Source organism: Streptomyces fradiae (assembly GCF_041270065.1).
In the GTDB taxonomy this organism is placed as follows: Bacteria; Actinomycetota; Actinomycetes; order Streptomycetales; family Streptomycetaceae; genus Streptomyces.
In genome coordinates this window covers 4,998,935-5,023,601 of sequence record NZ_CP065958.1, presented here as the reverse complement: position 1 = coordinate 5,023,601, position 24,667 = coordinate 4,998,935, and the positions used below count along the sequence as shown (strand labels likewise).

Below are 24,667 nucleotides of genomic sequence, written 5' to 3'. Positions count from 1 at the left end.
TGTCATCGGTCCGACACCGATGGGCCCCTTACCGGTGCCGGGGCGGGCACCGGGGCACGCCAAGGAGCGGACGGAGCGGTTCCAGTCTGACGTGTGGGGCGCTCAGCGGCCCAGCAGGCGGCGCCAGAGGGGGCGGGCGGAGCGGGCCGCGGCGCGCATCAGCGCCAGGGTTCCGGCGTACTCGACGACGTCGGGGTGGGAGGGGCCGAGGACGCTCCGCAGCTCGGCGACCGCCCGGCCGAGCAGGGCGACGGCCTCCGCGCGGCGGCCCAGGTCCCAGTAGCTGACGGCAAGGTTGCCCCGCAGGAAGGACGTCTGGTGGTGCTCGGCGCCGAGCAGCCGTTCGGCGTCCGCGAGCGCCCGTTCCTTCAGCGCCACGGCCTCGACCGGCCTTCCGGCGTCGTGGTAGGCGGCGGCCAGGTTGTTCCGTACACCCAGGAGCGTGGGGTGGTCCGGACCCACCGCCTCCTCCATCTCCACGAGGGCCCGCTCGGCCAGGACGAGGGCCTCGGAGAGCCGGCCCGTCTCCTGGAGGTAGGCCGCCAGATTGGCGCGCGCCTGGGCGGTGTCCGCGCCACCGGGCCCGAAGAGCCGGTCCCGGTCGGCGACGACCTGCTCCATCAGGGCCACGGCCTCCGGGAGCCGTCCGGCCATCGCGTAGGAGGTGGCGAGATCGGCGCGGGTGACGAGGGTGTCGTTGTCCTCGGGCCCCAGCACGCGCTCGCAGGCGGCCAGCACGCCCTCCTCCACCTCGATGGCCTCGGCGACGCGACCCGTCCGCGAGTACGCTTCGGCGAGGCGCGCGAGGGCCTGCAGGGTGTCGGGGTGTTCGGCGCCCAGAAAAGCCGCGCAGGCGTCGGCGACCGCAGCCCAGTAGGCCGTCGCGGCGCCGAGCCGCCCCTCCCTGAACAGACTGAACCCGGCCGTGAACACCAGCTGCCGGCAGTCGATCACGTCCCACACCAGCGGGCCCACGGCCGCCGCGAGGCTCACCGTGTTGGCGCGCAGGACCGCGGCCAGCTCCCAGTCCGGCCGCTCCGGCTCCGGCCACAGGAACAGCAGCGCCTCGGCCGCCGCCTCCGCCAGGCCGGCGAACTCCTCCTCGGGGGTCGTCTCCCGTACCGCCCGGGCCGTCAGGGCGTGCATCCGGACCGTCCCCGTACCGCTGTCGCAGGTCAGCAGGGCGTACCGGTGGAGAACGCGCAGGCTCGCGCGGATCTCCTCGGGCTCGTGGTCGCCGAGCGGGTCGAGGTGGTCGAGCACCGCCTCCGTCTCCCACAGGGCCTCCGGATGCCCTGCCGGGTCCAGGAGGGCGGCCAGCCGCAGGATCGGGCGGCCGAGGCCGGCCGGGTCGGCGGCCTCGGCCGCGTCGAGGGAGAGGAGGAGGGTCGTGGCCACCGCGCGCCCGTACCCCTCGGCATCGGCGGACGGCGGCAGCGCGTCGCCGAGGGACGAGCGGCGGAAGAGATCCAGGTAGGCGGCGCAGCCGAGGCCGCTGTTGAGCATGTACGCGGCGGCGTGCCCGAGCGCGAGCGGGAGGTGTCCGAGCTCGTGGGCCAGCTCCTCCTCCGCGCCGTCCGCGAGCCCCGCTTCCTCCGCGAGCCGGGCCCGCAGATAGGCGGCCGCCTCGGCGGGCTCGTACACGTCCACGGAGACCCGGCGGCGGCCCCCGCCGGTGAGCCGGGCGTCGTGGAGGCGGGTGGTGGCGAGGACCCAGCCGGTGCCGGTGCGGCTGCTCGGCCACCAGCCCTCGACGGTGTCCGGGTCGCCGATGTCGTCGAGCACGACGAGCCAGCGGCGGTCCGTGGTGGCGAGCCACGCGAGGAACGCGCGGGCGTCGGCCTCCGGGTCCTCACCGGCCGCGCCGGGCGCGGCGATCCGCTGCGCGGCGCGCGCGTACAGGGTGACGACCTGCTGGAGCTCCCCGGCCGGTACCCACACCACCAGGTCGGTCCCGTCGGCGACGGCCCCGGCCGCGTACGAGGCGGCGAGCTGCGACTTGCCGACCCCGCCGCCGCCCGACAGGACCTGCGTCAGCACCGCCGTACCGCCCTCGGCGCGCACCGCGTCGATCCGCTCGCGCAGCCCGGCGCGCGGCTGGAAGGCGGAGGCGAGCGCGGGTACGGAACCGACCTCGACGGGCCACTCGACCGCCGGGGCGTCCGGGGCGGGGGCCTGCTGGACGACGACGGAGCTGTACGGGCCGATCGCGCTGTACGCGACATCGCCCCCGACCTGGACGCCCGGCTCCTTCCGCCGTCGCCATCGGCTCACCGGCGCTCGCTCTCGTCACCGATCGCGCTGTCCCGTACATCCCCGAGGATCACGGTGCTGTCCCGGCCGCCGCTGACGTCATCGGCGGGCGGGCGCGGAGCGCCGCCGGCGGGTGGCGAGGCGGAGACGGGAGTGGGCGGCCCGGTGACCTTCGACCCGCGCCCGAGGGCGCTGCCGGTGACGTTCCCGTCGATGACCGTGGCACCGCGCCCGGCCCTGATGCGGCGCCCCTGCCCGGCGGGCTGCGCGGTGACGACGGTGAACCCGGCGAGCAGCACGCTCACCACGGCCCCGGCCACGCTCGCGATCTTCTCGCCCTGCTCCAGGTCCGTCACGAGCACCACGACGACGAGCCCGGCGGCGACCACCACCGCCGCCCCCGCCACGACCCACCTGACGACCGTCATGGTCCCTCCCCCCACCCGCGCCGACACGCCTGCTCGCCAGGCTAGGACGCGGACGGCGCCAAGGTGCGCAGGACGCAGAACTCGTTGCCCTCGGGGTCCGCCATGGGCACCCAACTCCGCCCGGACCCCTGGCCCACGTCCACCGTGACGGCGCCGAGGCCGAGCAGCCGGGCCACCTCGTCCTCCGTACTGCCGTCGATCGGGCTGACGTCCATGTGCAGCCGGTTCTTCGGCACCGCCTTGCCCTCGGGCACTCGGATGAACACCACGGTGGGCGGCATCTGCCGGGCCCGGACCTCTTCGAGCCTGCTCGATCTTCGCCCAGTGGGCCCCGCGGGCTTCCCCGTCGATCCGCTTCATCCGAGCGCTCAGCCCGAGCCCTCAGCCCGAACCGCCGACCCGTGCTCCGCCGACCAGCGCCTCGCCGAGCGGGGTACGCCGGTAGAGCACCGAACGTCCGGAGCGGGCGCGGACGAGCAGCCCCGCGCTGCGCAGGATGGCGAGGTGGTCGCCCACCGCGCCGGGTGCCATGGCGAGGCTGCGGGCGAGGTGGCTGGTACTGGCCGGGGCGTCAAGGGCCAGCAGCAGCCGGGCTCGGGCGCGGCCGACCAGGGCGGTCAGCGCGTCCGGTCGCGGGACGGTCTCCTGCTCGCCCCACAGGGCGGCGGTGCCGCGGGCCTGGTAGACCAGGGTCCTGGGCCAGGGGTCTTCCATGTGGGCGGCGACATGCCCGACGAAGACCGAAGGGATCACCAGGAGCCCGTCGCCGGCGAGGCGGATGGTTCCGCCTCGGAGGAAGCCGATCTCGATGCCGCCCTCGCGCCAGGCGATGCCCGGGTGCAGGCTCTCGATGGCCGTGGCCCAGCCGTGTTCGCCGATCACCCCCACCCGGTGCACGACATCGCGCTCACAGATCGCGCGCAGTTGCGGCCAGTCGGCGGCGAGCAGCTTGTGCCACGCCCGGTCCATCGCCTCGGCGATCCTGGGGACGGCGTCCGGCGAGTCGAGGACCGCGCGTACGCGGGGATCACGGGCGTACGGGCCGGTCGCGGTGGTGGCCCACTCCTGGCGGGCCGCCTCCAGCGGTGTGGCCCGGATCGTGGCCAGGTCGTCCGCCCAGGACTGGTTGAGGCCGCGCGGGGGCGGGGCGACGAAGTTCGGTCCGGACAGCGGGGTGTGCAGGGCGAGGACGGCATCGAGTTCGGTCTCGCGGCAGAGCCGCTCGAAGGCCGGCCGGAGCCGGGCGGCCCAGGCGTGCGGCAGCGGCCGGTCCTGGCCGGCGAGCGAGCGCAGCAGCAGGCAGAGGTCCAGCGCGGGCGACAGGGCGAAGCGGCTGCGCAGCAGGTCGTCGACGGAGACTTCGAAGCGGAGCACCTCGCCAGGCTACCGGCGACGTCCGTTTCGATTCGTCCAGCGACGAATCATTGGTGAGCGGCGTGCGTACGCGGCGAGGTTGGGCGTCATGACCCCGACCGCCGGCCCCGCACTGGGCAACCGCCGTGCCACCTACCGGGAGGTGCTTGCCGAGCCGCGATTCCGGCTGCTGTTCTCGACCCGTACCGTCGCGATCACCGCGGGCGCGCTGCGGATCACCACGTTCTCGGTGCTGGTCTTCGCGTCCACCGGCTCCCCGCTGCTGAGCGCGCTGGCCTTCGGCATCGGCTTTCTCCCCCAGCTGTTCGGCTCGCTGCTCCTTGGCTCGCTGGCCGACCGCCTGCCGCCCCGCGCGCTCATCGCCGGCGGTTACGCGTTGGAGGGCGCCGCCGCCCTGCTGCTCGCCCTGGTGCGGATGCCGGTCGCGGCGAGCCTCGGCGTCGTGGCCCTTGTCGCCCTGGCCACACCGGTGTTCGGCGGCGCGTCGGGCCGGCTGGTCGCGCAGTGGCTGGAGGGCGACGCGTACGTACTGGGCCGTTCACTGAACAACATCGCCGGCTCCGGCGCGCAGTTGCTCGGTCTGGCGCTGGGCGGTGCGGCCGTCGCGGTACTCGGCCCGCGCCGGGCGCTCGCGGTGAGCGCCGTCCTCTACCTCGGCTGCGCGCTCGCCGTCCGCCTCCGGCTGCCCCGGCTGCAGCCGGGCGAGTTCGGCGGCAGCGGCCCGGGCGACGGCGGGGCCGTACGGGCAAGCCTGCGCGGTGCCGGCCTGCTACTGCGCGGCCGGCCGGTGCGCCGCCTGATGCTGGCCCAGTGGCTGCCGCCCGCGTTCGTCGCGGGCGCGGAAGGCCTGATCGTCGCCTACGCGGGAGCACGCGGCTTCGCGCCCGGCTGGTACGCCGTGCTGATGGCCTGTCTGCCGGTCGGCATGCTCGTCGGTGACCTGCTGGTCGGTCGACTGCTGCGGCCACCCACCCGCGAGCGACTGGTCGTCCCGCTGATCGCGCTGATGGGCCTGCCGCTGGTCGGCTTCGCCGCCGAGCCCGGCGTGGGCGTCTCGTCCTGCCTGCTGCTGCTCTGCGGCTTCGGATTCGCCTACGGCCTCGGCCTGCAACGGCCGTTCCTGGACGCCCTCCCGCCGGACGGCCAGGGCCAGGCCTTCGGCCTGCTCGGCTCCGGCGGCATGACGCTGCAGGGCGTCGGCCCGGCCTGCTTCGGCGTCGTGGCCGCGGGCGTCGGAACAGGCGGCGCGATCGCCCTGGCGGGCGGCGCGACGGCGCTCGCCGCCGGCTGGATCCTCACCTGGCACCCCTGTGACCACAATCAGCCCATGAAAGGCTCATCCGCATGATCGACGAATTCGCGAAGGACCACCTGCACGCGAGACTGCGGCGGGACCGCGAGGCGCTCCTCTGGAAACTCGACGGCCTCTCCGAATACGACGCCCGCCGCCCTCTGACAGCGACCGGGACCAACCTCCTCGGCCTGGTCAAACACGTGGCCACCGTCGAGGCCCGGTACTTCGGCGAGGTCTTCGACCGCCCCTCCCCGGAACCGCTGTGCCGATGGCAGGACCACGACGGCAGCGATCAGTGGGCGGCGGAGGACGAGACCCGCGAGGAGATCATCGCCTTCTACCGGCGCACCTGGGAACACTCGGACGCGACGATCACCGCGCTCCCCCTCGACGCCGCCGGCCACGTCCCGTGGTGGCCGGAGCCCTCCCCCAACACAGACCTCTTCGGCGTCTTCCTCCACGTCCTCACGGAGACCATCCGGCACACCGGCCACGCCGACATCCTGCGCGAGAGCGTCGACGGCCGGACCGGGCTGCGCGCCGAACACGAGCGTCCGATCGACGAGGAGGCCCGCGCGGCCTACTTCACGAAGCTCGAACAGGCCGCCAGGTCCGCCGCTCGCGTCTAGCGCCGGCCTCCGTGGCGAGGTTCCACATACTCGCCGAACAGTGGGTCGAACTCCTGCCCGTCGTCGTCGGCCACGCCGTAGTCCGGTTCGGTCCTCGAAGCGGCCGCGTGCAACCGGACCACGAGGTCGGCGACGGGCACGATACGCAGCGACAGGGCCGCGGCCACCCGAGCGGCCTCGTCGTCGGCCTCGTCGCCGATGTCCGGGGTGGTCCGGATCAGGTCGAGGACACGCTCGCTTGAGGTCATGGCACGGACGATAGCGAGTACAGCTGACGAGCCCCGAAAGGGCCGGTACGGGAGGCCACTTGGGCAGGAAAAACGCAACTTCGACAAGGTCCGCGGAGACGGCTACCTTCACGTGGTCCTCGGCGATCACCCACGGTCGCACGGGAGTTCCTGCAGGCCGAGCCATCCGGGAGAGACACGTGCCCCACCCCCGCCTTGCCCTCTACACCTTCGGCGTCCTGAAGTCGCCGCTCGCCGATCCCACACCCCTCACCCGCGAACTCCACGACAGCGGCATGGCTATCTACCCGGAGATCAGCCGGCACCCCGGCTACCTCACTCGCGCGCAACCGGCCGACGCCGGCCAGGGCACGCACTTCGACCTGGACTGGGGTGCGTGGGGCGAGTTCGTCGTACCGACCTGGTACGACAAGGGCCGTACGGCCGCGACCACCGCCATGGACGCGACCCTCTCCCTCTGGACCGACCTGCCCTCCGCCTTCGACGCCATCTACACCGGCCTGCACCGTCAGGCGCTCAACAGGCGCCACGACTGGTTCGAGCGGACCGGACGCCCGAGCCACGTCCTCTGGTGGGTCCCCGCCGGCGCGACCCCCACCTGGCACGACGGCGTCTCCCGCCTGGAGCACGTCCACACCCACGGCACGGCACCGCACGCCTTCACCTTCCAGCGCCCCTTCACCCCGGACGGAACCCCAGCCGATAGGTGAGATGCCTGCCGTCCGGCATGGCCATGAGGGCGGCCTCCATCGGCGTCCCGTCGGCGGTCCGTGTCAGACGTAGCAGGCGCAGGACCGCGCTTCCCTCGGGCAGGCCCAAAAGCTCACACTCCTCCGCAGTGGCGAGCGCGGCGCTCACGTCCTCCACCACCTCGGCACCGGTGTACCCCAACTCCTTGAGCAGGGTGACCGCGCCGCCGCGCACCTTGCCCGGCTTCGCGAGTGGCGTGCCGCCTGCGATGGAGACGGGGTAGTAGGAGTCGGCCAGCTCTACGGGCTGCTCATCGAGCAGGATCAACCGACGCCTGACGATCACGCGCTCACCGGTGGGCAGCTGCAGCGCGGCACGGACAACCTCGGGGGCGTCCACTTCGCTCGCCTGGAGCAGACGTTGCCCGCCCCGACGCCCACGGCGAGCGGCTTCTTCGGTCCACGCATCGCTCTGGCCAGGCCCGCGCGGCGCCAGGTACGGCGCGGTCTCACTGATCCACGCCTCGTCGCTCGACATAACCAGCAGGCTAGTTGAGCCCTCGGACGCCGTGCATACGGGCGAACGTGAGGAAGGTGGTCCAGGCGGCGGGGGTGGCGGTGAGTTCGCCCTGGGCGTGGTCCTTGGTGTCGCGGACGCGGACGATGCGGGGAACGTTGTCGGCGACCTCGACGCAGTTGTCGTTGTTGCCGCTGTACGTGCTCTTGCGCCATATCGGCTCAGTCATCGTGCATCCCCAGTGCGTCACGCATGAACTCTCTTGATTCATCGACCCCGAGGGCGTCGGCGTGCAGCCGATCATAGATCTTCTGGAAGGTGGCGACCTCTGCCGCTTCGACCATGTAGCGGCCGGTACCGAACCCCTCGGTATAGGCGGTACGTTCACCCGAGGGAAGGGTCAGCAGGCTCACCGATCCGCGGATGACGGCACGGTCGGTACGCAGGACCTGCACGTTGATGTACGGCTTCTCGGTGGCTTCCAGCAGCCACTCGATCTGCTCACGCATGACCTTCTTCGACCCCATGACCTTCGTGAGCGCGGACTCGTCGAGTACGACCCACAGCCAGGGCGGATTCGGCCCCTGGAACACCGCTTGGCGTTCCACTCGCCGCTGCACGGACCCCTCGACGTCAGTGACTCCGTCCGGATCCTCCAAGCTCATGATCGCTCGCGCGTAGTCCGGGGTCTGTAGCAGGCCGGGGACCACCAGGGAGAACTCGTAGATGGCCCGCGCCCTCGCCTGGTCCCTCAGGAACCCCTGCGCGTAGTCGCGAAAGGCGACCCGGTCGCGGATCACCAGCAGGTTCGTCAGCCTTCCGCCCAGGTCGAGAACCTGGTCGATCTGCCGCCCCAGCTTCAAATCCGGCGGGTCCCCGTTCTCGATCTCGGAGATCCGGGTCGTACTGCTGAACACCTTCGCGGCCAGGTCCACCTGTCGCCACCCACGGGCCTTCCGCGCGTCCCGGACCTTGGCGGCGATGAAGCTCTCCAGGCTCTCGCTCGGGTCGATCTCGTTCTCGGCTGGCATATGCCTCGTTTCCCGATCCGCTCCGGAAACCAAACTCCTAGTGAGCGTAGGTCACTCCACGTCATCGTGGAGGTGTTCCGGAGGAGAACGACCAGAAGGAGAGCCCTCCATGAGCACTTCCACGAACTCACCCCCCATCCGCCCCATCTCCGAGGCCGAGGCCGCCCAGGTCTTCCGGGGGCTCAAGGCCGCCATGGAAGGCGCCGGCCTTCCCACGAGCGGGCTGTACCGCGACGTGACGCGCGGGCCCGGCGGGGACACGCACGCGTTCGGGCTCGGGGTCGTGTCCGTAGGCGCGGCCAAGCGGCTGACCGCCGTGCTGCACGCGGCTCGGAGGGCGGGGTGAGGTACCGGACGGGGGACATCGTGACGGACGCGGCCCGGGCCCTGACGGGCAGGGTGCACTGCGTGCACGGGGACTCCGTCATCCTGGTCCGCCCCAGCGGTCACACCTGGGAGGCGGCCCTCAGCCAGTGCTGGGCGGCGAGCCCGGAGGAGCGTCAGAGCCTGACCCCGCGCGGAGCGGTAAGGATCATCACCACGAACGGAGTGCACAAGATGGCGAAGCACGGCGGCGGTACCGGCAGCGGGCAGGGCGGCAGCCAGCAGGACGACAGCAGCAGCGGACGCGGGCATGGCGGCGGGGGCTCGGAGACGAGAGGCGGGAACCCGTCCGACGGCTCCGGCCCCGCGAAGTAGCAGCCGGTGGATGCGCGTACGGAGGAGGCGGGTCCCTCGGGGCTCGTCTCCGCGCTCATCGCGTCCGGCGCTCTGCGGTCCGACTGGGTGCGCAGCTTTGAGGCCGTCCCCCGGGAGGCGTTCGCGCCGGACCGGATCTGGCCAGGGATCGCGGACGGCACCCGGCAGCAGGCCTTGGTGGACCGCGCCGCCGACCCCGCCGGCTGGCGGACGGCCGTCTACTCCGACATCCCGCTGACCACCCAATGGGACGACGGCGCACACACCGGCGATTCCCTCGGCACCCGCCCGTCGAGCAGCAGCTCACAACCCAGCATGGTGTGCACGATGCTGGCCGATCTCGATGTCCAGGACGGGCACAGGGTCCTGGAGATCGGCACCGGTACGGGGTGGAACGCCGGGCTGCTCTCCCACCGGCTCAGGCCGTTGGGCCACCTCGTCTCCGTCGAGTACGACCCGGTCGTGGCTGCGGGGGCCGCCGAGCGCCTGCGCAAGAGCGGCCTCGATCCCACGCTGATCGTGGGGGACGGAAGGCTCGGGCACGCGGGACTCGCCCCGTACGACCGCGTCATCGCCACCTGCTCCGTCGGGTACATCCCTCCCGCCTGGGTCGAGCAGACCGTCCCCGGCGGGATCGTCGTCGCCCCCTGGGGCACTACCTACGGCGGCGAAGCCGTCGTCCGGCTCACCGTCGGCGAGGACGGCACCGCGAGCGGGCACTTCACCCGCTCCAGCGCGTTCATGCGGCTCAGACAGCAGCGGCCCGAACTGCCCTCCCACGACGCCTACTTCCGGGGACGGGAATGGCCGGCGGACGGTGTCCGGAGCAAGAAGACACTCTCGCCCGCCGAAGTCGGCGGATGGCTTGAGCAGTTCGTGATCGGACTGCGCGTACGGCACGCGTTCTGGACGGTCGAGCGGTACGACGACGGCGCGTACACGCTGTGGACGTACGACACGGACGACGCGGAGTCCTGGGCCTCGGCCGACTACGAGCCCGGCGCCGGGGAGTTCGAGGTCGTACAGGGCGGGCCGCGCCGGCTCTGGGACGAGACGGAGGCGGCGTACGAGTGGTGGGTACGGGAAGGGCGGCCCGGGTTCGGGAGGTTCGGGTTGAGCGTTGGGGCGGGGGCGGCGCAGACGGTCTGGCTGGATGGCCAGGGCGATCACCCACAAGTGGCATATTCACTCGATGCGTTCATACCGCCACTCTCCGTGCGGTAGCGTTCACGCAAAACGGCCCTCTCAGATGGTTCGCACCCATCCGCGAGGGCCTAGACCACTAGTGGAAGACGACTCCACCGTGATGTACCGGCACTTTATCGCGCCCTCGCGCGGCTTCACCCAGTTCTCGCACGACCTCATCCGGCATCCGAGCCTCAACTCCGACGCCGTACGCCTCCTGACCTGGCAGCTTTCCCTCCCCGAAGGCGCCCGCGAGTCACTCTCCCGAACGGCCGAAAAAGCCCGGATCGGGGCATGCGCGTTCACCCGGGCCAAGCGGCAGCTGAAGGCGGCGGGCTTCGTCCACGAGCGGCGGGTCCAAGGACCCGGTGGGCGGTGGGTGACACAACAGCTCGTGTCCAACCGGCCGTTGAGCGAGGCCCAGGCCGCCAAGCTGCTCGGACGGACGCCACCGAGTCCCGTAAATCCGACGGTCGGTGAGCCGACACCCCGGCCCACCGACGGTTATCCAAAGGATGAACACCTAGGGGAGGACAACTCCATCCTTCCCCCCGAGCCGGATCCCGAGCCGGAGCCGACACCGGATGTCCCCGAAGAGGCCCGCGCCGTCGTCGGCACGCTGCCCCTCCTCTCCCCCGCCCTCAAGCACATCCCGCCCGGCATGCGCGACGAACTCGCCCGACTCGCCGCCGCCTGGCTCGCCGCCGGACACACCTCCGCCGCCATCCACGCCCACCTCCTCCGCGGCCTGCCCGGCGGCGACACGCCCGTACACCGACCCGGCGGGCTCGTCCGCTACCTACTCCGCGCGATCCCGCCAGTGGCGCCCCCGCAGCCCCCACCACCCACCGGACCCGGAATCTCCGCCCGACTCGCCGAAACCCGGGAATGCGAAGGCCAGCACGCCCAAGCCACGCTCTTCCGGCCCGTCGGCGACGAGACACTGTGCCGCCAATGCGCGGAAGAGGCGGCGGGCGTCGGCTAGGCGTCCGGGTTCTTGCCGGTCGCGGACGTGGTGATGCGGTCGACCTGGAGCTTGGCGAAGGACTGGATGTCGTGATCCTTGGGGAGGTTCTCGCCGAACATCACGGCCACGACGGAGCCGACGCGCAGCGACACGGTCGCGTATCCCTCCTCCGTGAAGGCGTCCGTCTCGTCGGCGCCGGCGTCCAGGGTCAGCGGTGTGGTCTTGGCGTTCGCGTCCTTGTGGGTCTCGGCGACCGCCGCCTTCAGGCCCGCCTTGGCGTTGTCGACGGAGTCGTAGGCGAGGAGGGTGAACAGCACGTCCACGTCCTTGTCGCCGTTCGTCTCGTAGTCGGCCTGCCGGGTCGTCGCCTGAGCGGTGAGCCCGGCGCAGTTCCACTGGCCCTGCGTCTGGCACTGCTGCTGGGCGGCGCTTCCGTCGAGGACGCGCGGTTCCTGGGCGTTCCAGCCCTTCGGGGCGGCGAGCTTGCTCGGGATGGCCTGGGCCACCTGGGACGGGTTGAACGGCGCGTCGGCCACGCCGCCGCCCCCGCTTCCGCCCTTCCCGCCGTCCCCGCCATCCGCGCCGCCGCCCGAGCAGCCCGCCAGCGCCAGCACCAGCGCCGCCCCTATGACCGCACCACGTGTCCTCTGAAGCATCGTTCACCCCGTTCATGATCTACCGTCAGCCGCACTTGAATATCACGGAGTTCGGGCGAACGGGCCGGGTCACCTCGGCGGCGCGTCCCTGAACCGTCGCCGGTCCCGCGCCCCCGGCGGGGCGTCCGCCAGGCGGATCACCGTGCCGTCGCGGCCCGCGACGACCGGTTTCGACGAGCGGGCGGCCTTCGCCTGGTACTGGGCGGCGTCGGCGAGGCGGAAGAGGCGGCGGGCGGACTTGAGGGGGCCGATGGGGTCGCCGGTGGAGGCGACTCCGCAGGCGACGCCCTCGCCGAGCTCCAGCTCCGCGGCCCGTACGCACAGCTCCTCGGCGACGGCGACGACCTCGTCGGCCGTCGGGCCGACGGACAGCAGGCAGAACTCGTCGCCGCCGAGGCGGGCCGCGAGGGCACCGGGGAGCATGGCGCCGCAGCGGGAGAGGACGGAGCCGAACCGTTCCAGGAGGCGGTCACCGACGGCGTGGCCGTGGGTGTCGTTGACGCGCTTGAGGCCGTTGAGGTCGCAGACGAGGAGGCTCACGACGGAGCCGTCCTCGCGGTAGCGCTCGATCGCCTCGTCGAGCCGGGCGTCGACCGCCCGGCGGTTGGCGAGGCCGGTCAGCGGGTCCGTGAAGGCGAGCTTGCGGACCTCCTCCAGGCGCTCGGCCTGGGCGATGCCGGCCGCCACGACGGCGGCGAGGACGGTGGCGAAGTCGGCGTCGTCGCGGTCGAAGGGCTGCGCGCCGGCCGGGCGCGCCACGTACAGCTCGCCCCAGGCCCGCCCGTGCAGCACGATCGGCGCGACCACGCAGCAGCCGCGCCCGCGCCGCCGCAGGCCGGTGACCCGGCCGGTGGGGACCCGGTCGTCGGCGGTCTCCACCCAGGCGTCGGGCTCGCCGCCGCCCGCCCACTGCTCGTGCAGGAACTCAGTGATCTCCGGGAACTGGTGCACCGGGTACGTCTCGGCGTCGGGGAACTCCTCCTCGCCCTCCGCCCGCGACCCGGCGTTCACCAGGACCTTCAGCCGGCCGTGGTCGCGCTCCCAGACCGAGAGCGCGGCGAAGCTGCCGCCGAGCCCCTCGCAGGCGCCCAGCGCGGCGGCCCGCCAGAACTCCCGCGGAGTGTGCGCCGCCGCCATCGCCTGAGCCAGCGCCACTACGGCCCGCAGCCGCACGTCCTCACCCATTCCTCCAGCTTAGGGAGGAATGATCCGTTTTCCCTTCCGAGACGTCACAGAAAGTTACATATAGTGAAAATCGGGAGCAATTGCACACGAGCGGCGCCCTGCCCAGCTCCCCGCACTCACTCGCCCGGCCACTCCGGCTTCCGCTTCTCGTTGAACGCCGCGACGCCCTCCGCCCGGTCCCCGGAGAAGGCCACCGACCTCCAGGCCGCGTCCTCGACCTCAAGGCCCGCCCGCAGGTCCAGGCCCTGGCCGAGCCGCATGGCCTTCTTGGCGGCGCGCAGGCCGACCGGCGAGTTCACCGCGATCCGGGCGGCGAGCTCCATCGCGGCCACCTTGGCGTCGCGCTCCACGAGGTCCACGAGCCCCAGCTCGCGGGCCTCGGCGGCCTCCACCCGGCGGGCCGTGAAGACCAGCTCGGCGGCCCGGGCGGCGCCCACCCGGCGCGGCAGCAGCTGGGTGCCGCCGCCGCCGGGGATCACGCCCACCGAGACCTCGGGCAGGCCCACGACGGTGCTCGCGTCCGCCACGATCACGTCGCAGGCCAGCGCCAGCTCGTAACCCCCGCCGAGCGCGAAGCCGTGCACGGCCGCGACGGTCGGCATCGGCAGTTCCAGGACGCCGGTGTACGCGGCGCGGGCGACCGGCCGCTGCCGGACCAGCTCGGCGTCGCTGAAGGAGTTGCGCTCCTTGAGGTCGGCGCCGACGCAGAAGGCCCGGTCGTTGGAGGAGGTGACGACCGTGACCCGGACGGCCGGGTCGGCGGCGAGCGCGGCGCAGGCGGCGCCGATGGAGCGGGCCATCTCCGAGGAGACCGCGTTCATCGCCTTGGGCCGGTCCAGGACGAGCTCGGCGACATGCCCGCGCTCGTCCTTCCGTACCGCCACGAACTCACCAAAGCGCTGCTCGGACTGCTCGGACATCGTCGTCCACCCTCCCGGTCCCCGGCCGAAGCCTGTTAACGGCTGTTAACGGCTGTTCACCGCAGATCTTAGGTGGGACGGCGGCTCAGCAGCCAGGGCTCCACGACACCCAGTCCACGCACCGGTCGCTGCCACATCGGCTGGAGCGCGAAGCGGTACGTGGGCGCCTTGTCGCCCTCCTTCTCGGCGCGGGCGGCCTCCTCCGCCGCCTGCGTCTCGGAGACGGGCGCCGCGCCGGCCCTGGTCAGCTCCTCGGCGAGGGAGCTGTCGACCAGGACGGCGTCCTTGGGCGCTATCGAGGTGAGCCGGCTGGCCAGGTTCACGGTCGTGCCGAAGACGTCGCCCATCCGGGTCGTGACCGCGCCGAAGGCGAGGCCGACGCGGAGCGCGGGCATGGTCTCGTCGTGGCTGAGGGTCTCGATGAGCCGCAGGCCGATCTCGGCGGCCGTGCCGGCGTCGTCGGCGCAGTAGAGGACCTCGTCGCCGAGGGTCTTGATGAGCCGGCCGCCGTGCGCGGCGACCAGGTCGGCGCAGGTGGTCTCGAAGGCCTCGACGAGCTCGCCGAGCTCCTCCTCCTCCAGGCGGCGGGTGAGCCGGGTGAAGCCGACGAGGTCGGCGAAGCCGACCGCGAGCCGCCGGTCGACCATCTCCTCGTCGTCGGCGGCCTGCACGACCCGGCCGGTGGCGGCGGCGAGCTGGCGGCGCCACACGTAGATCAGGAACTCCTCCAGCTCGGGCAGCAGCAGCTCGACCAGGGGGTACGTGACCTCGGCGCGGGTCATGCCGGGCTCGGGCGGATCGGTGAGGCCCTCCAGGAAGGAGTCGATCTGCCATTCGGCGAGGCGCGCGGTGGTCTGGCCGGTGGAGCGGGCGACCTGCACGGCCATCGGCTCGCTGAGCAGCCCGGCCTCGACGAGACCGGCGAGCCGGCGCAGCGCGAGGACGTCGGCCTCGGTGAGCGCCTTGGCCTGGCCGATGTCGGCGAAGCCCATGGCGCGCCAGAAGCGGGAGGCGAGCTCCATGGAGACGCCGGCGGTGCGGGCGGCCTGGAAGGGCGTGTAGCGGCGGTCGGCGCCGAGGATGAGCTGTTCGAGGCGGATCGCGAGGGGGTCGTCGGTCGGCTCGGCCGTGTGGTCGACGACATGGTGGGGTGTCGGGTACGTGGGGGTGGGGGGTGGCTCTTCGGCCTCGGCCCCGGCGCCGTTGTCCGCGTCGTCGGCGCCGTTGCTCGCGTCGTCGACGGTCACCGGCCGCCTCCTGCCCGTTCCCTGCCCACTTGTCCTGCCGATCTGTCGCGTGGATCGCGCTCAACGATACGACAGGTGTGTGCTGGCTCACGCCCGAACCGGCCCCCGAACCGGTCCCACACCACGACGTACGGGACCGGTTCGGGTGGAAGAGCGCTCAGTCGGCGGCCCTCAGATGGACGATGTCGCCGGCCGCGACCGCCTCCGTACCGCCGCCCTCCGTCTCGACGACGAGCCGTCCGTCGCCGTCGACGCCGACCGCGTCGCCCTCCAGCATCCGCTCGCCGGGCAGGTCGGCGCGGACCCGGCGGCCGAGGGTCGCGCAGCCCGCCTCGTAGGCCTGCTGGAGGCCCGAGGCGGCGGGGTCGCCGTCGGCCCGTACCCAGTCGCCGTACCACTGCTCCAGGGAGCGCAGGACGGCCCGCAGCAGGGTGTCGCGGTCGGTGGAGACGGCGTCGGCGAGGAGCAGCGAGCCGGCGGCGGGCACCGGGAGCTCGTCCTCACGGAGGGTGACATTGATGCCGAGGCCGACGACGACGCCGTCGGCGCCGGCCCGCTCGGCGAGGATGCCGCCGGTCTTGCGTTCCTCGCCGCCGACCTTCACCAGGAGGTCGTTGGGCCACTTGAGGGAGAGCGCGGCGCCGGCGGCCTTGCCGAGGCCGGTCGCGGCGGCGACTCCGGTGAGCAGCGGCAGCCAGCCCCAGCGGTGCACGGGCACGGCGGGCTTGAGGAGGACGGAGACGAAGATGCCGGAGCGGGCGGGGGCGGTCCAGGTGCGGTCGAGCCGGCCGCGTCCGGAGGTCTGCTGCTCGGCGACGAGTACCGCGCCCTCGGGGAGTTCGTCGGCGCGGGCGGCGAGGTCGGAGTTGGTGGAACCGGTGGACTCGACGACATCGAGGGAGGTCCACAGTCCGCCGGGGAGCACGAGGGCGTGGCGCAGGGCGGGAGCGTTCAGAGGGGGCCGGTCGAGGTCGGACCAGCGTCCCGCGGAGCCTTGGGAGGACGTCATGCAAGCCAGCGTAGGTGTGGCAAACGCCGCACTGCCGAACCGTATCGACGCCGATACGCTACGGGTCAGTAGCAGGGCAGTAGCCCATTCGTAGTCAACGAACCCCCCGTGACCAGGCAGGGAGCCGCATCCCGATGTCCGAGCCGGCAGAGCACCACCAGATCGACATTCACACGACCGCGGGCAAGATCGCGGATCTGCAGCGCCGGATCGGCGAGGCCACCCACGCCGGTTCCGAGCGGGCGGTGGAGAAGCAGCACGCGAAGGGGAAGCTGACCGCGCGGGAGCGGATCGCACTGCTGCTCGACGAAGGTTCGTTCGTGGAGCTGGACGAGCTGGCCCGGCACCGGTCGACCAACTTCGGCCTGGAGAAGAACCGGCCGTACGGCGACGGCGTCGTCACCGGCTACGGCACCGTGGACGGGCGCCCGGTCGCGGTCTTCTCGCAGGACTTCACCGTCTTCGGCGGCGCGCTCGGCGAGACCTACGGCCAGAAGATCATCAAGGTCATGGACTTCGCCCTGAAGACGGGCTGCCCGGTCGTCGGCATCAACGACTCCGGCGGCGCCCGCATCCAGGAGGGCGTGAGCGCGCTCGGCATGTACGGCGAGATCTTCCGCCGCAACACCCACGCGTCCGGCGTGATCCCGCAGATCTCGCTGATCGTCGGCCCGTGCGCGGGCGGCGCGGTGTACTCGCCCGCGATCACCGACTTCACGGTGATGGTGGACCAGACCTCGCACATGTTCATCACCGGACCCGACGTCATCAAGACGGTGACCGGCGAGGACGTGGGCTTCGAGGAGCTGGGCGGCGCGCGCACCCACAACTCGACCTCGGGCGTGGCCCACCACATGTCGGGCGACGAGAAGGACGCGATCGAGTACGTCAAGTCCCTTCTGTCCTACCTGCCTTCGAACAACCTGTCCGAGCCGCCCGCCTTCCCGGAGGTCGCCGAGACCGAGGCGTCGGACGAGGACCGCGAGCTCGACACGCTGATCCCGGACTCGGCGAACCAGCCGTACGACATGCACACCGTCATCGAGCACGTCCTCGACGACGGCGAATTCCTGGAGACCCAGGCGCTGTTCGCGCCGAACATCCTGACCGGCTTCGGCCGTGTCGAGGGCTTCCCGGTCGGCGTGGTCGCCAACCAGCCGATGCAGTTCGCCGGTTGCCTCGACATCGGCGCGAGCGAGAAGGCCGCGCGCTTCGTCCGCACCTGCGACGCCTTCAACATCCCCGTCCTCACCTTCGTCGACGTGCCGGGCTTCCTGCCGGGCGTCGGCCAGGAGCACGAGGGCATCATCCGGCGCGGCGCGAAGCTGATCTACGCGTACGCCGAGGCGACCGTCCCGCTGATCACGGTCATCACCCGCAAGGCCTTCGGCGGCGCGTACGACGTCATGGGCTCCAAGCACCTGGGCGCCGACCTCAACCTGGCCTGGCCGACCGCGCAGATCGCCGTCATGGGCGCGCAGGGCGCGGTCAACATCCTGCACCGGCGCACGCTGGCCGAGGCGGAGGCGAACGGCGAGGACATCGAGGCGGTGCGCACCCGGCTCATCCAGGAGTACGAGGACACCCTGCTCAACCCGTACATCGCGGCCGAGCGCGGCTACATCGACGGGGTGATCCTGCCGTCCGAGACCCGCCCGCAGATCGTCAAGGGGCTGCGTCAGCTGCGTACGAAGCGGGAATCCCTGCCTCCGAAGAAGCACGGCAACATCCCCCTCTAGGACCTGGACCGAGACCTCAAGGAGCCGTTGTGATCAAGGTCGTACGAGGCAACCCGACCCCGGAGGAGCTGGCCGCCGCCCTGGCGGTGGTCCAGGCCCGGGCCGCGGCCACGGCGGCGGCTGCCGCCGCGGGCGACGGCCCGAAGCTCCCCGAGGGCTGGTCCGACCCGGCCCGCATCGCCCGCAGCGTCCGGCCGCGGCCGGGCCCGCGGTCGTGGGCGCGGTCCTACTGGCCCGTCTAGTCACGTCGGTACGCGGACACGTTCGTACGGCGAAGGCCGGATCCCTTGTGCGGGGGATCCGGCCTTCGCCGTACGCCCGGATCTGCCCGGACCGGGTCACCAGCGGCGCAGGAAGAGGGCCGAGGTCAGGACGCCCGCCAGGACCAGGCCCGCGTTGACGAGGACCGCCCGGGAGATGCCGTCCGGGAGTGCGGTCGTCGTGACGAGGACGGCGCTCATCACCGGGGTGCCGAGCGTGATGCCGATCTGCTGGGTCATGGTGGCGATGCCGGTGGCCATGCCCTGTTCGGCATCGGGCAGGCCGGAGGTGGCGGTGACCATGAAGGCGACGATGGCGAGCATGTTGCCGACGCCGCCCGCGAAGGTGGCGGCGAGCAGCAGTCCGTACGACGGGTCGACGAGGACCAGCGTGGCGGCGGCCTGCAGCAGGCCGCCCGCGATGAGCGCCGTACGGGGCGAGAAGCGGCCGAGGAAGCGGGGGGCGAGCAGGCCGCCGAGGACGGTGCCGGCGCCGAGGACGCCGAAGGACAGGCCGGCGGCGAGGGCGGAGAAGCCGAGCACGTCCTGGAGGTGCAGGGTCATCAGGAAGACCAGCGAGGTCTCGGTGGCGAAGGCGACGAGGCCGGCGAGGTTGCCCCAGACGACGGTGCGGCGCTTCAGGACGCGGACCGGGACCAGCGGGGCCGCGGCCCGGCGTTCGACCAGCGGGAAGGCGGTGAGCAGCACGGCGGCCGCGGCGAGCGCCGCGAGGGCGGCGGGATCGGTCCAGCCGTGCTCGCCGGCCGCGGTGAGTCCGTAGACGAGGGCGAGCAGACCACCGGTGACGGTGATCGCGCCGGGCACGTCGAGCCGGGGCCGGTCGGCGGGGCGGCTCTCCTTGAGTACGGCGGGGGCGACGAGCAGCACGGCGGCGGCGACCGGCACGTTGACGAAGAAGGCCCAGCGCCAGGACAGCAGGTCGGTGAGGACGCCGCCGAGGACGGCGCCGGTGGTGAACCCGGCGGACATCAGCGCCCCGTTGAGCCCGAGCGCCCGGTCGCGCAGCGGGCCCTCGGGGAAGGCCGAGGTGAGCAGCGAGAGCCCGGCCGGGGTGACGGCGGCGGTGGCGAGGCCGTGGACGACGCGGGCGGCCATCAGGAGCTCGGGGCCGGTGGCGAGCCCGCCGGCCAGCGAGGCGGCGCCGAGCACGGCGAGGCCGCCGAGGAAGATCCGGCGGCGGCCGACGAGGTCGGCGATCCGCCCGAAGAGGAGGGTGAAGCCGGCGGCGGCGAGGGCGAAGGAGGTGGCGATCCACTGCAGACCGCCGAGGGAGAAGCCGAGCCCTTCGCCGATGACGGGCAGGGCGACGTTCAGGATCGAGAAGTCGACGGCCAGCATGAACTGGGCGACGAGGAGGACGACGAGGACGAGCCGCATCCGTCCGTCCATGCGGGCGTCCATGCGGGCGGATGTGACCGTGACGGGAGGAGCATCGAGCGCAGTCATGGCGACAGAACCCCTTAATGGGAGACTGGTTCCGTTAGGATGGCAGACGAGACGCTAGCAGAGTGCCCCGCCTTAACGGAACAGGAGACCCATTTGAGCGAGAGCAGCCCATCGGCCGTGCCCCCGTCGGCCGTGCCCGGCACCCAGCGCCCCGGAGGCCGCACCGCGAAGGTGCGCCGGGCGGTCCTCGACGCCACCGAGGAGACCCTCGCCACCGGCGGCTTCCACACCCTGAACATGGATCAGATCGCCGCCGCCGCGGGCGTCGGCAAGACCACCGTCTACCGCCGCTGGGGCTCCCCCGTCGGCCTGGTCACGGACCTCCTGCACGACATGGCCGAGCAGTCACAGCCGGCCGCCGACACCGGCGGCCTCGCGGGCGACCTGCGGGCCAACGCCGCGCTGGTACGGGAGACCCTCACCGACCCGCGGATGGGCGCCGTGTTCCGGGCCGTGATCGCCGCGGCGGCCTGCGACGAGGAGTGCGCGGCGGCGCTGCACGGCTTCTACCGCACCCGCCTGGCCGAATGGGCGCCGGTCGCGGCCCGCGCCGAGGCCCGCGGCGAACTCCCGGCCGGCACCGACGCCCTCGAACTCCTCCGCGCGGTCTCGGCCCCGCTCTACTACCGCTTCGCGATCACCCGCGAGCCGCTGACGCCCGCCGACGCGGAGCGGGCGGTGACGGCGGCGCTCGCCGCGTCGGCCGCCGGGGCTTTTCGCACCTCCGGAGGGCCGGACGGGCCGGAATAGTCCTTTGGCACCGGAGCGGTTGAGTACCCGTACTCAGGCGCCCCGGCGGCCCCACCCCGCACGATCGGAACATGCTCTGGTCCGACCCCGAAGACGAGCCGCCGAAGGACATGCGCGAGATGCAGGCGATGCTGCAGCGCGCGGGCCTCGTCATCGGCCTGGCGTTAGTGGTGTGGATGTTCCTGATCGCCGCACGCTGACCGCCCGCCGCCGGACCGACGGACCGGCCGCCGACAGGAAGAGGACCGGCCCTCGGCTCGCTACGCTTCCCCCATGACTGCTGATCGCCGCCGCCTCGTGCTCGCCTCCGCCTCCCCCGCCCGGCTCGGACTGCTCCGGCAGGCCGGGCTCGCGCCGGAGGTGATCGTGAGCGGTGTCGACGAGGACAAGGTGCACGCGCCGACACCCGCCGAGCTGGCGCTCGCCCTCGCCGAGGCGAAGGCCGCGCACGTCGCGGCCAAGCCGGAGGCGAGCGGCGCCCTGGTCATCGGCTGCGACTCGGTCCTGGAGCTGGACAAGGAGGCGCTCGGCAAGCCCGCCGACGCCGCCGAGGCCACCGCCCGCTGGCGGTCGATGCGGGGCAGGGTCGGCATCCTGCAGACCGGCCACTGCGTGTACGACACGGCGGCCAAGCGCTACGCCTCGGCCACCGCCTCCACCGTGGTCCGCTTCGGCGACCCGACGGACGCCGAGATCGACGCGTACGTGGCCAGCGGCGAACCCCTCCACGTGGCGGGCGCGTTCACGCTCGACGGGCGCTCGGCGCCGTTCATCGAGGGCATCGACGGCGACCCGGGCAATGTCATCGGTCTCTCGCTGCCGCTGCTCCGCACGCTGCTGCGCAAGCTGGACGTCTCGATCACCGACCTCTGGACCTGAGGGCCTAGGCCGGCTGGGCCTCGGCCGGTTCGCGGTCGGCCTTGCCCTCCCCGTACGCCACCAGGGTGAGCACGATCAGGCCGACCACGGCCATCAGGAACGCGAAGGACGCCCAGCCGAGCAGCCCCACCGCCACCGCGCCGAGGACGCCGTGCACGATCGCGCAGCCGATGAGCAGCGCGCGGCTCGGGCGGCCGGGGCGGCGGTCGCGGATCGCGGCGATCAGCGGGACCAGGCCGCACAGGAGCAGCAGCGCGCCGGAGCCGATGCCGAGGGCCCAGGTGCCGGTGTACATGACGTCCGGATCCATCCCGTCGAGGGACATCGACTGGGCCTTCACGAAGCGGGCCATCACCCCGTTGATCGCGACGATGCCGGGTGCTTCGAGGAAGAGCACCGCGGCCGTCACGAGCGCTATCGGTCTGCGGGCCACCTCGGCCACCCCCTGGATCCCGTGAACACGGCAGTTACCTACGGTACGTACGACAGCGCGAAGGCTACTGACCGGTAAACCGCCGGACAAGGGCCGGACAAGGGTTCGTGCGACCGGGTATCCAGGGGGTGCCCGTCCGGCCAAGGCGCAAAGAATCATTGAGCCATTCGTAGGGACTCCACAAAGAAACCCATTTGGCGACTGGCCGCGTGAACAGAGACCTGCGCCACACCTCGGAGCTACTGTGCCGTAAAGAATCCCTGCGTACCGTGGTGCGACAAGGGATTTCACGACCCGAGCGAGCCTCGATTCACGCTCCGTGTGGGCAAGCTCACCATTGGGGACGGGTCGAAGTGCCGTGTCGGCAGTCCCTAAACTCAGCTTGTTTCAAGGAGGGAGCCATCGTGCGCAAGGTGCTCATCGCCAACCGTGGCGAAATCGCTGTCCGCGTCGCCCGGGCCTGCCGGGACGCCGGGATCGCCAGCGTAGCCGTCTACGCCGATCCGGACCGGGACGCTCTGCACGTCCGCGCGGCCGACGAGGCGTTCGCCCTGGGCGGTGACACCCCGGCCACCAGTTACCTGGATGTCGCCAAGGTGCTCCAGGCCGCTGCCGACTCGGGCGCCGACGCGATCCACCCCGGCTACGGCTTCCTCTCCGAGAACGCGGAGTTCGCCCAGGCCGTGATCGATGCCGGCCTGACCTGGATCGGCCCGCCGCCGCAGGCCATCCGCGACCTCGGTGACAAGGTCGCCGCCCGGCACATCGCGCAGCGCGCGGGCGCCCCGCTGGTCGCCGGCACCCCGGACCCGGTCTCGGGCGCCGACGAGGTCGTCGCCTTCGCCCAGGAGCACGGCCTGCCGATCGCGATCAAGGCCGCCTTCGGCGGCGGTGGCCGCGGTCTGAAGGTCGCCCGCACCCTCGAAGAGGTCCCGGAGCTCTACGACTCCGCCGTCCGCGAGGCCGTCGCCGCCTTCGGCCGCGGCGAGTGCTTCGTCGAGCGCTACCTCGACAAGCCGCGGCACGTCGAGACCCAGTGCCTCGCCGACTCCCACGGCAACGTCGTGGTCGTCTCCACCCGTGACTGCTCGCTCCAGCGCCGCCACCAGAAGCTGGTCGAGGAGGCCCCGGCCCCCTTCCTGTCGGACGAGCAGAACGCGGAGCTGTACGCCGCGTCGAAGGCCATCCTCAAGGAGGCCGGCTACGTCGGCGCCGGCACCGTCGAGTTCCTCGTCGGCCTGGACGGCACGATCTCCTTCCTGGAGGTCAACACCCGCCTCCAGGTCGAGCACCCGGTCACCGAAGAGGTCACCGGCATCGACCTGGTCCGCGAGATGTTCCGCATCGCCGACGGCGAGGAGCTCGGTTACGGCGACCCGGAGATCCGCGGTCACTCCTTCGAGTTCCGCATCAACGGCGAGGACCCGGGCCGCAACTTCCTCCCGGCCCCCGGCACCGTCACCACCTTCAACGCGCCGACCGGCCCGGGCGTCCGCCTGGACGCGGGCGTCGAGTCCGGCTCGGTCATCGGCCCGGCCTGGGACTCCCTGCTCGCCAAGCTGATCGTCACCGGCGCCACCCGCGAGCAGGCGCTGCAGCGCGCCGCCCGCGCGCTCGGCGAGTTCAAGGTCGAGGGCATGGCCACCGCCATCCCGTTCCACCAGGCCGTCGTGGTCGACCCCGCCTTCACGGCGGACCCGTTCCGCGTCCACACCCGGTGGATCGAGACCGAGTTCGTCAACGAGATCAAGCCCTTCGCCCCGGCGGGCGCCGAGGCCGACGAGGACGAGACCGGCCGCGAGACCATCGTCGTCGAGGTCGGCGGCAAGCGTCTCGAGGTCTCCCTCCCGTCGTCGCTCGGCATGACCCTGGCCCGCACCGGCCTGGCCGCCGGCGCCAAGCCGAAGCGCCGCGCCGCGAAGAAGTCCGGCCCGACCGCCTCCGGCGACACCCTCGCGTCCCCGATGCAGGGCACCATCGTCAAGGTCGCGGTGGAGGAGGGCGCGGAGGTCAAGGAGGGCGACCTGATCGTCGTCCTGGAGGCCATGAAGATGGAGCAGCCGCTCAACGCGCACCGCTCCGGCACCGTCAAGGGCCTGAGCGCCGAGGTCGGCGCCTCGGTCACCTCCGGCGCGGCGATCTGCGAGATCAAGGACTGACGTCCGCCACAGGTACGGTACGAAGGGCCCGCAGGCGTTCAACGTCTGCGGGCCCTTCGCCGTATCGGAACCACAAGGAAGAGGGCGTACTCATGCGTGCGGACGCCCGCCGCAACCACGAGCGGCTGCTCGCCGAGGCGCGGGCCGCCTTCGCCGCGCACGGCACCGACGCGTCCCTGGAGGACATCGCCCGCCGCGCGGGGGTCGGCATCGGCACCCTGTACCGCCACTTCCCCACCCGGGAGGCGCTGCTCGGCGCGGTCGTACGGGACGGGCTCGCCGGCCTCCTCGACCGCTCGGCGGAGCTCGCCACGGCGCCCGACCCGCGCGCCGCCCTCGTGGCGTGGCTGCGCGCCCTGATCACCCACGCGCGGGAGTACCGCGGCCTGTCGGTGGCCCTCATGTCCGCGGCGCCCGGCGGGAGTTCGACGCTCGCCGAGTGCGGCGAGCCGCTGCGGGCGGCGGGCGACCGCCTGCTCACCCGGGCCCGCACGGCGGGCGCGGTCCGCACCGGGGTCCCCATCGAGGACCTGACGAAGCTGGCCCACGCCATCGCCCTGGCCGCCGAACGCTCCCCGGAGGACCCGGAGTTGGCGGACAGGCTCCTTGACCTGACGGTCCGGGGACTGGCGTCGTAACAGCGGATCGG

At 72.5% G+C, this 24,667-nt stretch carries 28 protein-coding genes and 1 pseudogene; 14 read left to right on the top strand and 15 right to left on the bottom strand.

Annotation, left to right across the window (positions count from 1 at the left end):
- Window positions 1–102 precede the first annotated feature (102 nt).
- The 4 genes and pseudogenes from JAO84_RS23165 to JAO84_RS23150 form a co-directional block, all read right to left on the bottom strand.
- Window positions 103–2,274: a tetratricopeptide repeat protein gene (locus JAO84_RS23165; protein ID WP_370414574.1), complete on the bottom strand. Its 2,172-nt coding sequence runs from the start codon at window positions 2,272–2,274 to the stop codon at window positions 103–105.
- A complete protein-coding gene (locus tag JAO84_RS23160) occupies window positions 2,271–2,681 on the bottom strand; it encodes a hypothetical protein (protein ID WP_370414573.1) in 411 nt (136 codons plus the stop codon). The genes JAO84_RS23165 and JAO84_RS23160 overlap by 4 nt, the downstream gene beginning before the upstream one ends.
- A 41-nt stretch (window positions 2,682–2,722) precedes the next feature.
- Window positions 2,723–2,986, bottom strand: a pseudogene (locus tag JAO84_RS23155) (VOC family protein); the annotation flags it as partial.
- Window positions 2,987–3,062: 76 nt separating this feature from the next.
- The gene (locus JAO84_RS23150; protein WP_370414572.1) at window positions 3,063–4,055 is read right to left on the bottom strand and encodes an ArsR/SmtB family transcription factor; all 993 of its coding nucleotides are present in this window, start codon (window positions 4,053–4,055) and stop codon (window positions 3,063–3,065) included.
- A gap of 88 nt (window positions 4,056–4,143) precedes the next feature.
- On the opposite strand from JAO84_RS23150, the gene JAO84_RS23145 reads away from it, so the two are divergent.
- Both JAO84_RS23145 and JAO84_RS23140 read left to right on the top strand, forming a co-directional pair.
- On the top strand, window positions 4,144–5,403 hold the full coding sequence (locus tag JAO84_RS23145; RefSeq protein ID WP_370414571.1) for an MFS transporter: 1,260 nt from the start codon (window positions 4,144–4,146) through the stop codon (window positions 5,401–5,403).
- Window positions 5,400–5,978, top strand: a complete 579-nt coding sequence (locus tag JAO84_RS23140) for a DinB family protein (protein WP_370414570.1) — start codon at window positions 5,400–5,402, stop codon at window positions 5,976–5,978. The genes JAO84_RS23145 and JAO84_RS23140 overlap by 4 nt, the downstream gene beginning before the upstream one ends.
- Here the strand turns inward: JAO84_RS23140 and JAO84_RS23135 are convergent.
- On the bottom strand, window positions 5,975–6,226 hold the full coding sequence (locus JAO84_RS23135) for a hypothetical protein (protein WP_370414569.1): 252 nt from the start codon (window positions 6,224–6,226) through the stop codon (window positions 5,975–5,977). The two genes, JAO84_RS23140 and JAO84_RS23135, sit on opposite strands and share 4 nt — an antisense overlap.
- Before the next feature lie 179 nt (window positions 6,227–6,405).
- Here JAO84_RS23135 and JAO84_RS23130 point away from each other — a divergent pair, with 179 nt between their 5' ends.
- A complete protein-coding gene (locus JAO84_RS23130; protein WP_370414568.1) occupies window positions 6,406–6,936 on the top strand; it encodes a DUF3291 domain-containing protein in 531 nt (176 codons plus the stop codon).
- Here JAO84_RS23130 and JAO84_RS23125 read toward each other — a convergent pair.
- From JAO84_RS23125 to JAO84_RS23115, 3 genes are read right to left on the bottom strand one after another with little or no spacing between them, the layout of a single operon-like run.
- Window positions 6,905–7,453 (bottom strand): GntR family transcriptional regulator, encoded by a 549-nt coding sequence (locus JAO84_RS23125; RefSeq protein ID WP_370414567.1) that lies wholly within the window; start codon window positions 7,451–7,453, stop codon window positions 6,905–6,907. The genes JAO84_RS23130 and JAO84_RS23125 overlap by 32 nt on opposite strands.
- A gap of 10 nt (window positions 7,454–7,463) precedes the next feature.
- Window positions 7,464–7,661, bottom strand: coding sequence for a DUF397 domain-containing protein (locus tag JAO84_RS23120; RefSeq protein ID WP_370414566.1), 198 nt, complete (start codon window positions 7,659–7,661; stop codon window positions 7,464–7,466).
- Window positions 7,654–8,463, bottom strand: a complete 810-nt coding sequence (locus tag JAO84_RS23115; RefSeq protein WP_370414565.1) for a Scr1 family TA system antitoxin-like transcriptional regulator — start codon at window positions 8,461–8,463, stop codon at window positions 7,654–7,656. The genes JAO84_RS23120 and JAO84_RS23115 overlap by 8 nt, the downstream gene beginning before the upstream one ends.
- Before the next feature lie 109 nt (window positions 8,464–8,572).
- Between JAO84_RS23115 and JAO84_RS23110 the strand changes: the two genes are divergently transcribed.
- The 4 genes from JAO84_RS23110 (at window position 8,573) to JAO84_RS23095 (ending at window position 11,332) form a co-directional block, all read left to right on the top strand.
- Window positions 8,573–8,809 (top strand): hypothetical protein, encoded by a 237-nt coding sequence (locus tag JAO84_RS23110; RefSeq protein ID WP_370414564.1) that lies wholly within the window; start codon window positions 8,573–8,575, stop codon window positions 8,807–8,809.
- A 20-nt stretch (window positions 8,810–8,829) separates the two neighbouring features.
- The gene (locus JAO84_RS23105; RefSeq protein ID WP_370414563.1) at window positions 8,830–9,162 is read left to right on the top strand and encodes a hypothetical protein; all 333 of its coding nucleotides are present in this window, start codon (window positions 8,830–8,832) and stop codon (window positions 9,160–9,162) included.
- Between the two features lie 6 nt (window positions 9,163–9,168).
- Window positions 9,169–10,386 (top strand): methyltransferase domain-containing protein, encoded by a 1,218-nt coding sequence (locus tag JAO84_RS23100; RefSeq protein WP_370414562.1) that lies wholly within the window; start codon window positions 9,169–9,171, stop codon window positions 10,384–10,386.
- Between the two features lie 61 nt (window positions 10,387–10,447).
- Window positions 10,448–11,332, top strand: a complete 885-nt coding sequence (locus tag JAO84_RS23095) for a hypothetical protein (protein WP_370414561.1) — start codon at window positions 10,448–10,450, stop codon at window positions 11,330–11,332.
- On the opposite strand, the gene JAO84_RS23090 is transcribed toward JAO84_RS23095, so the two are convergent.
- The 5 genes from JAO84_RS23090 to JAO84_RS23070 all read right to left on the bottom strand — a co-directional run bounded on the left by JAO84_RS23090 (window position 11,329) and on the right by JAO84_RS23070 (window position 16,331).
- Window positions 11,329–11,970: a hypothetical protein gene (locus tag JAO84_RS23090; protein ID WP_370414560.1), complete on the bottom strand. Its 642-nt coding sequence runs from the start codon at window positions 11,968–11,970 to the stop codon at window positions 11,329–11,331. The two genes, JAO84_RS23095 and JAO84_RS23090, sit on opposite strands and share 4 nt — an antisense overlap.
- A 69-nt stretch (window positions 11,971–12,039) precedes the next feature.
- Window positions 12,040–13,155, bottom strand: coding sequence for a diguanylate cyclase domain-containing protein (locus JAO84_RS23085; RefSeq protein ID WP_370414559.1), 1,116 nt, complete (start codon window positions 13,153–13,155; stop codon window positions 12,040–12,042).
- A gap of 116 nt (window positions 13,156–13,271) precedes the next feature.
- Complete coding sequence (locus tag JAO84_RS23080) at window positions 13,272–14,075, bottom strand: enoyl-CoA hydratase/isomerase family protein (RefSeq protein ID WP_370414558.1); 804 nt, start codon at window positions 14,073–14,075, stop codon at window positions 13,272–13,274.
- A gap of 68 nt (window positions 14,076–14,143) precedes the next feature.
- Window positions 14,144–15,322: an adenylate/guanylate cyclase domain-containing protein gene (locus JAO84_RS23075; RefSeq protein WP_370414557.1), complete on the bottom strand. Its 1,179-nt coding sequence runs from the start codon at window positions 15,320–15,322 to the stop codon at window positions 14,144–14,146.
- A gap of 157 nt (window positions 15,323–15,479) precedes the next feature.
- Window positions 15,480–16,331 (bottom strand): biotin--[acetyl-CoA-carboxylase] ligase, encoded by an 852-nt coding sequence (locus JAO84_RS23070; protein WP_370414556.1) that lies wholly within the window; start codon window positions 16,329–16,331, stop codon window positions 15,480–15,482.
- A 134-nt stretch (window positions 16,332–16,465) separates the two neighbouring features.
- On the opposite strand from JAO84_RS23070, the gene JAO84_RS23065 reads away from it, so the two are divergent.
- Entirely contained in the window at window positions 16,466–18,070 is a 1,605-nt protein-coding gene (locus tag JAO84_RS23065; RefSeq protein ID WP_370414555.1) for an acyl-CoA carboxylase subunit beta, read from the top strand.
- A 29-nt stretch (window positions 18,071–18,099) separates the two neighbouring features.
- Entirely contained in the window at window positions 18,100–18,312 is a 213-nt protein-coding gene (locus tag JAO84_RS23060) for an acyl-CoA carboxylase subunit epsilon (RefSeq protein ID WP_265868139.1), read from the top strand.
- A 96-nt stretch (window positions 18,313–18,408) separates the two neighbouring features.
- Here the strand turns inward: JAO84_RS23060 and JAO84_RS23055 are convergent, their stop codons facing one another.
- Window positions 18,409–19,797, bottom strand: a complete 1,389-nt coding sequence (locus JAO84_RS23055) for an MFS transporter (protein WP_370414554.1) — start codon at window positions 19,795–19,797, stop codon at window positions 18,409–18,411.
- 39 nt (window positions 19,798–19,836) lie between these two features.
- Here JAO84_RS23055 and JAO84_RS23050 point away from each other — a divergent pair, with 39 nt between their 5' ends.
- The 3 genes from JAO84_RS23050 (at window position 19,837) to JAO84_RS23040 (ending at window position 21,426) form a co-directional block, all read left to right on the top strand.
- On the top strand, window positions 19,837–20,547 hold the full coding sequence (locus JAO84_RS23050) for a TetR/AcrR family transcriptional regulator (protein WP_370414553.1): 711 nt from the start codon (window positions 19,837–19,839) through the stop codon (window positions 20,545–20,547).
- Between the two features lie 71 nt (window positions 20,548–20,618).
- Window positions 20,619–20,747, top strand: coding sequence for a morphogenic membrane protein MmpB (gene mmpB, locus JAO84_RS23045; protein WP_370414552.1), 129 nt, complete (start codon window positions 20,619–20,621; stop codon window positions 20,745–20,747).
- Window positions 20,748–20,820: 73 nt separating this feature from the next.
- On the top strand, window positions 20,821–21,426 hold the full coding sequence (locus tag JAO84_RS23040; protein ID WP_370414551.1) for a nucleoside triphosphate pyrophosphatase: 606 nt from the start codon (window positions 20,821–20,823) through the stop codon (window positions 21,424–21,426).
- A gap of 4 nt (window positions 21,427–21,430) precedes the next feature.
- Here JAO84_RS23040 and JAO84_RS23035 read toward each other — a convergent pair whose 3' ends face one another.
- Window positions 21,431–21,859: a hypothetical protein gene (locus JAO84_RS23035; RefSeq protein ID WP_370414550.1), complete on the bottom strand. Its 429-nt coding sequence runs from the start codon at window positions 21,857–21,859 to the stop codon at window positions 21,431–21,433.
- Between the two features lie 404 nt (window positions 21,860–22,263).
- Here JAO84_RS23035 and JAO84_RS23030 point away from each other — a divergent pair, with 404 nt between their 5' ends.
- Complete coding sequence (locus JAO84_RS23030; RefSeq protein ID WP_370414549.1) at window positions 22,264–24,018, top strand: biotin carboxylase N-terminal domain-containing protein; 1,755 nt, start codon at window positions 22,264–22,266, stop codon at window positions 24,016–24,018.
- 92 nt (window positions 24,019–24,110) lie between these two features.
- Window positions 24,111–24,656 carry a TetR/AcrR family transcriptional regulator gene (locus tag JAO84_RS23025; protein ID WP_370414548.1) on the top strand — a complete coding sequence of 182 codons (546 nt, stop codon included), beginning with the start codon at window positions 24,111–24,113 and terminating at the stop codon, window positions 24,654–24,656.
- Window positions 24,657–24,667: the final 11 nt, after the last annotated feature.

Coding starts and splice junctions, on each gene's coding strand:
- JAO84_RS23140 (WP_370414570.1), top strand. CDS start 5,400: ATGATCGACGAATTCGCGAAGGACCACCTGCACGCGAGACTGCGGCGG.
- JAO84_RS23115 (WP_370414565.1), bottom strand. CDS start 8,463: ATGCCAGCCGAGAACGAGATCGACCCGAGCGAGAGCCTGGAGAGCTTC.
- JAO84_RS23120 (WP_370414566.1), bottom strand. CDS start 7,661: ATGACTGAGCCGATATGGCGCAAGAGCACGTACAGCGGCAACAACGAC.
- mmpB (WP_370414552.1), top strand. CDS start 20,619: ATGCTCTGGTCCGACCCCGAAGACGAGCCGCCGAAGGACATGCGCGAG.
- JAO84_RS23055 (WP_370414554.1), bottom strand. CDS start 19,797: ATGACTGCGCTCGATGCTCCTCCCGTCACGGTCACATCCGCCCGCATG.
- JAO84_RS23085 (WP_370414559.1), bottom strand. CDS start 13,155: ATGGGTGAGGACGTGCGGCTGCGGGCCGTAGTGGCGCTGGCTCAGGCG.
- JAO84_RS23080 (WP_370414558.1), bottom strand. CDS start 14,075: ATGTCCGAGCAGTCCGAGCAGCGCTTTGGTGAGTTCGTGGCGGTACGG.
- JAO84_RS23125 (WP_370414567.1), bottom strand. CDS start 7,453: ATGTCGAGCGACGAGGCGTGGATCAGTGAGACCGCGCCGTACCTGGCG.
- JAO84_RS23065 (WP_370414555.1), top strand. CDS start 16,466: ATGTCCGAGCCGGCAGAGCACCACCAGATCGACATTCACACGACCGCG.
- JAO84_RS23070 (WP_370414556.1), bottom strand. CDS start 16,331: ATGACGTCCTCCCAAGGCTCCGCGGGACGCTGGTCCGACCTCGACCGG.
- JAO84_RS23135 (WP_370414569.1), bottom strand. CDS start 6,226: ATGACCTCAAGCGAGCGTGTCCTCGACCTGATCCGGACCACCCCGGAC.
- JAO84_RS23090 (WP_370414560.1), bottom strand. CDS start 11,970: ATGCTTCAGAGGACACGTGGTGCGGTCATAGGGGCGGCGCTGGTGCTG.
- JAO84_RS23040 (WP_370414551.1), top strand. CDS start 20,821: ATGACTGCTGATCGCCGCCGCCTCGTGCTCGCCTCCGCCTCCCCCGCC.
- JAO84_RS23025 (WP_370414548.1), top strand. CDS start 24,111: ATGCGTGCGGACGCCCGCCGCAACCACGAGCGGCTGCTCGCCGAGGCG.
- JAO84_RS23145 (WP_370414571.1), top strand. CDS start 4,144: ATGACCCCGACCGCCGGCCCCGCACTGGGCAACCGCCGTGCCACCTAC.
- JAO84_RS23160 (WP_370414573.1), bottom strand. CDS start 2,681: ATGACGGTCGTCAGGTGGGTCGTGGCGGGGGCGGCGGTGGTGGTCGCC.
- JAO84_RS23110 (WP_370414564.1), top strand. CDS start 8,573: ATGAGCACTTCCACGAACTCACCCCCCATCCGCCCCATCTCCGAGGCC.
- JAO84_RS23050 (WP_370414553.1), top strand. CDS start 19,837: ATGGCAGACGAGACGCTAGCAGAGTGCCCCGCCTTAACGGAACAGGAG.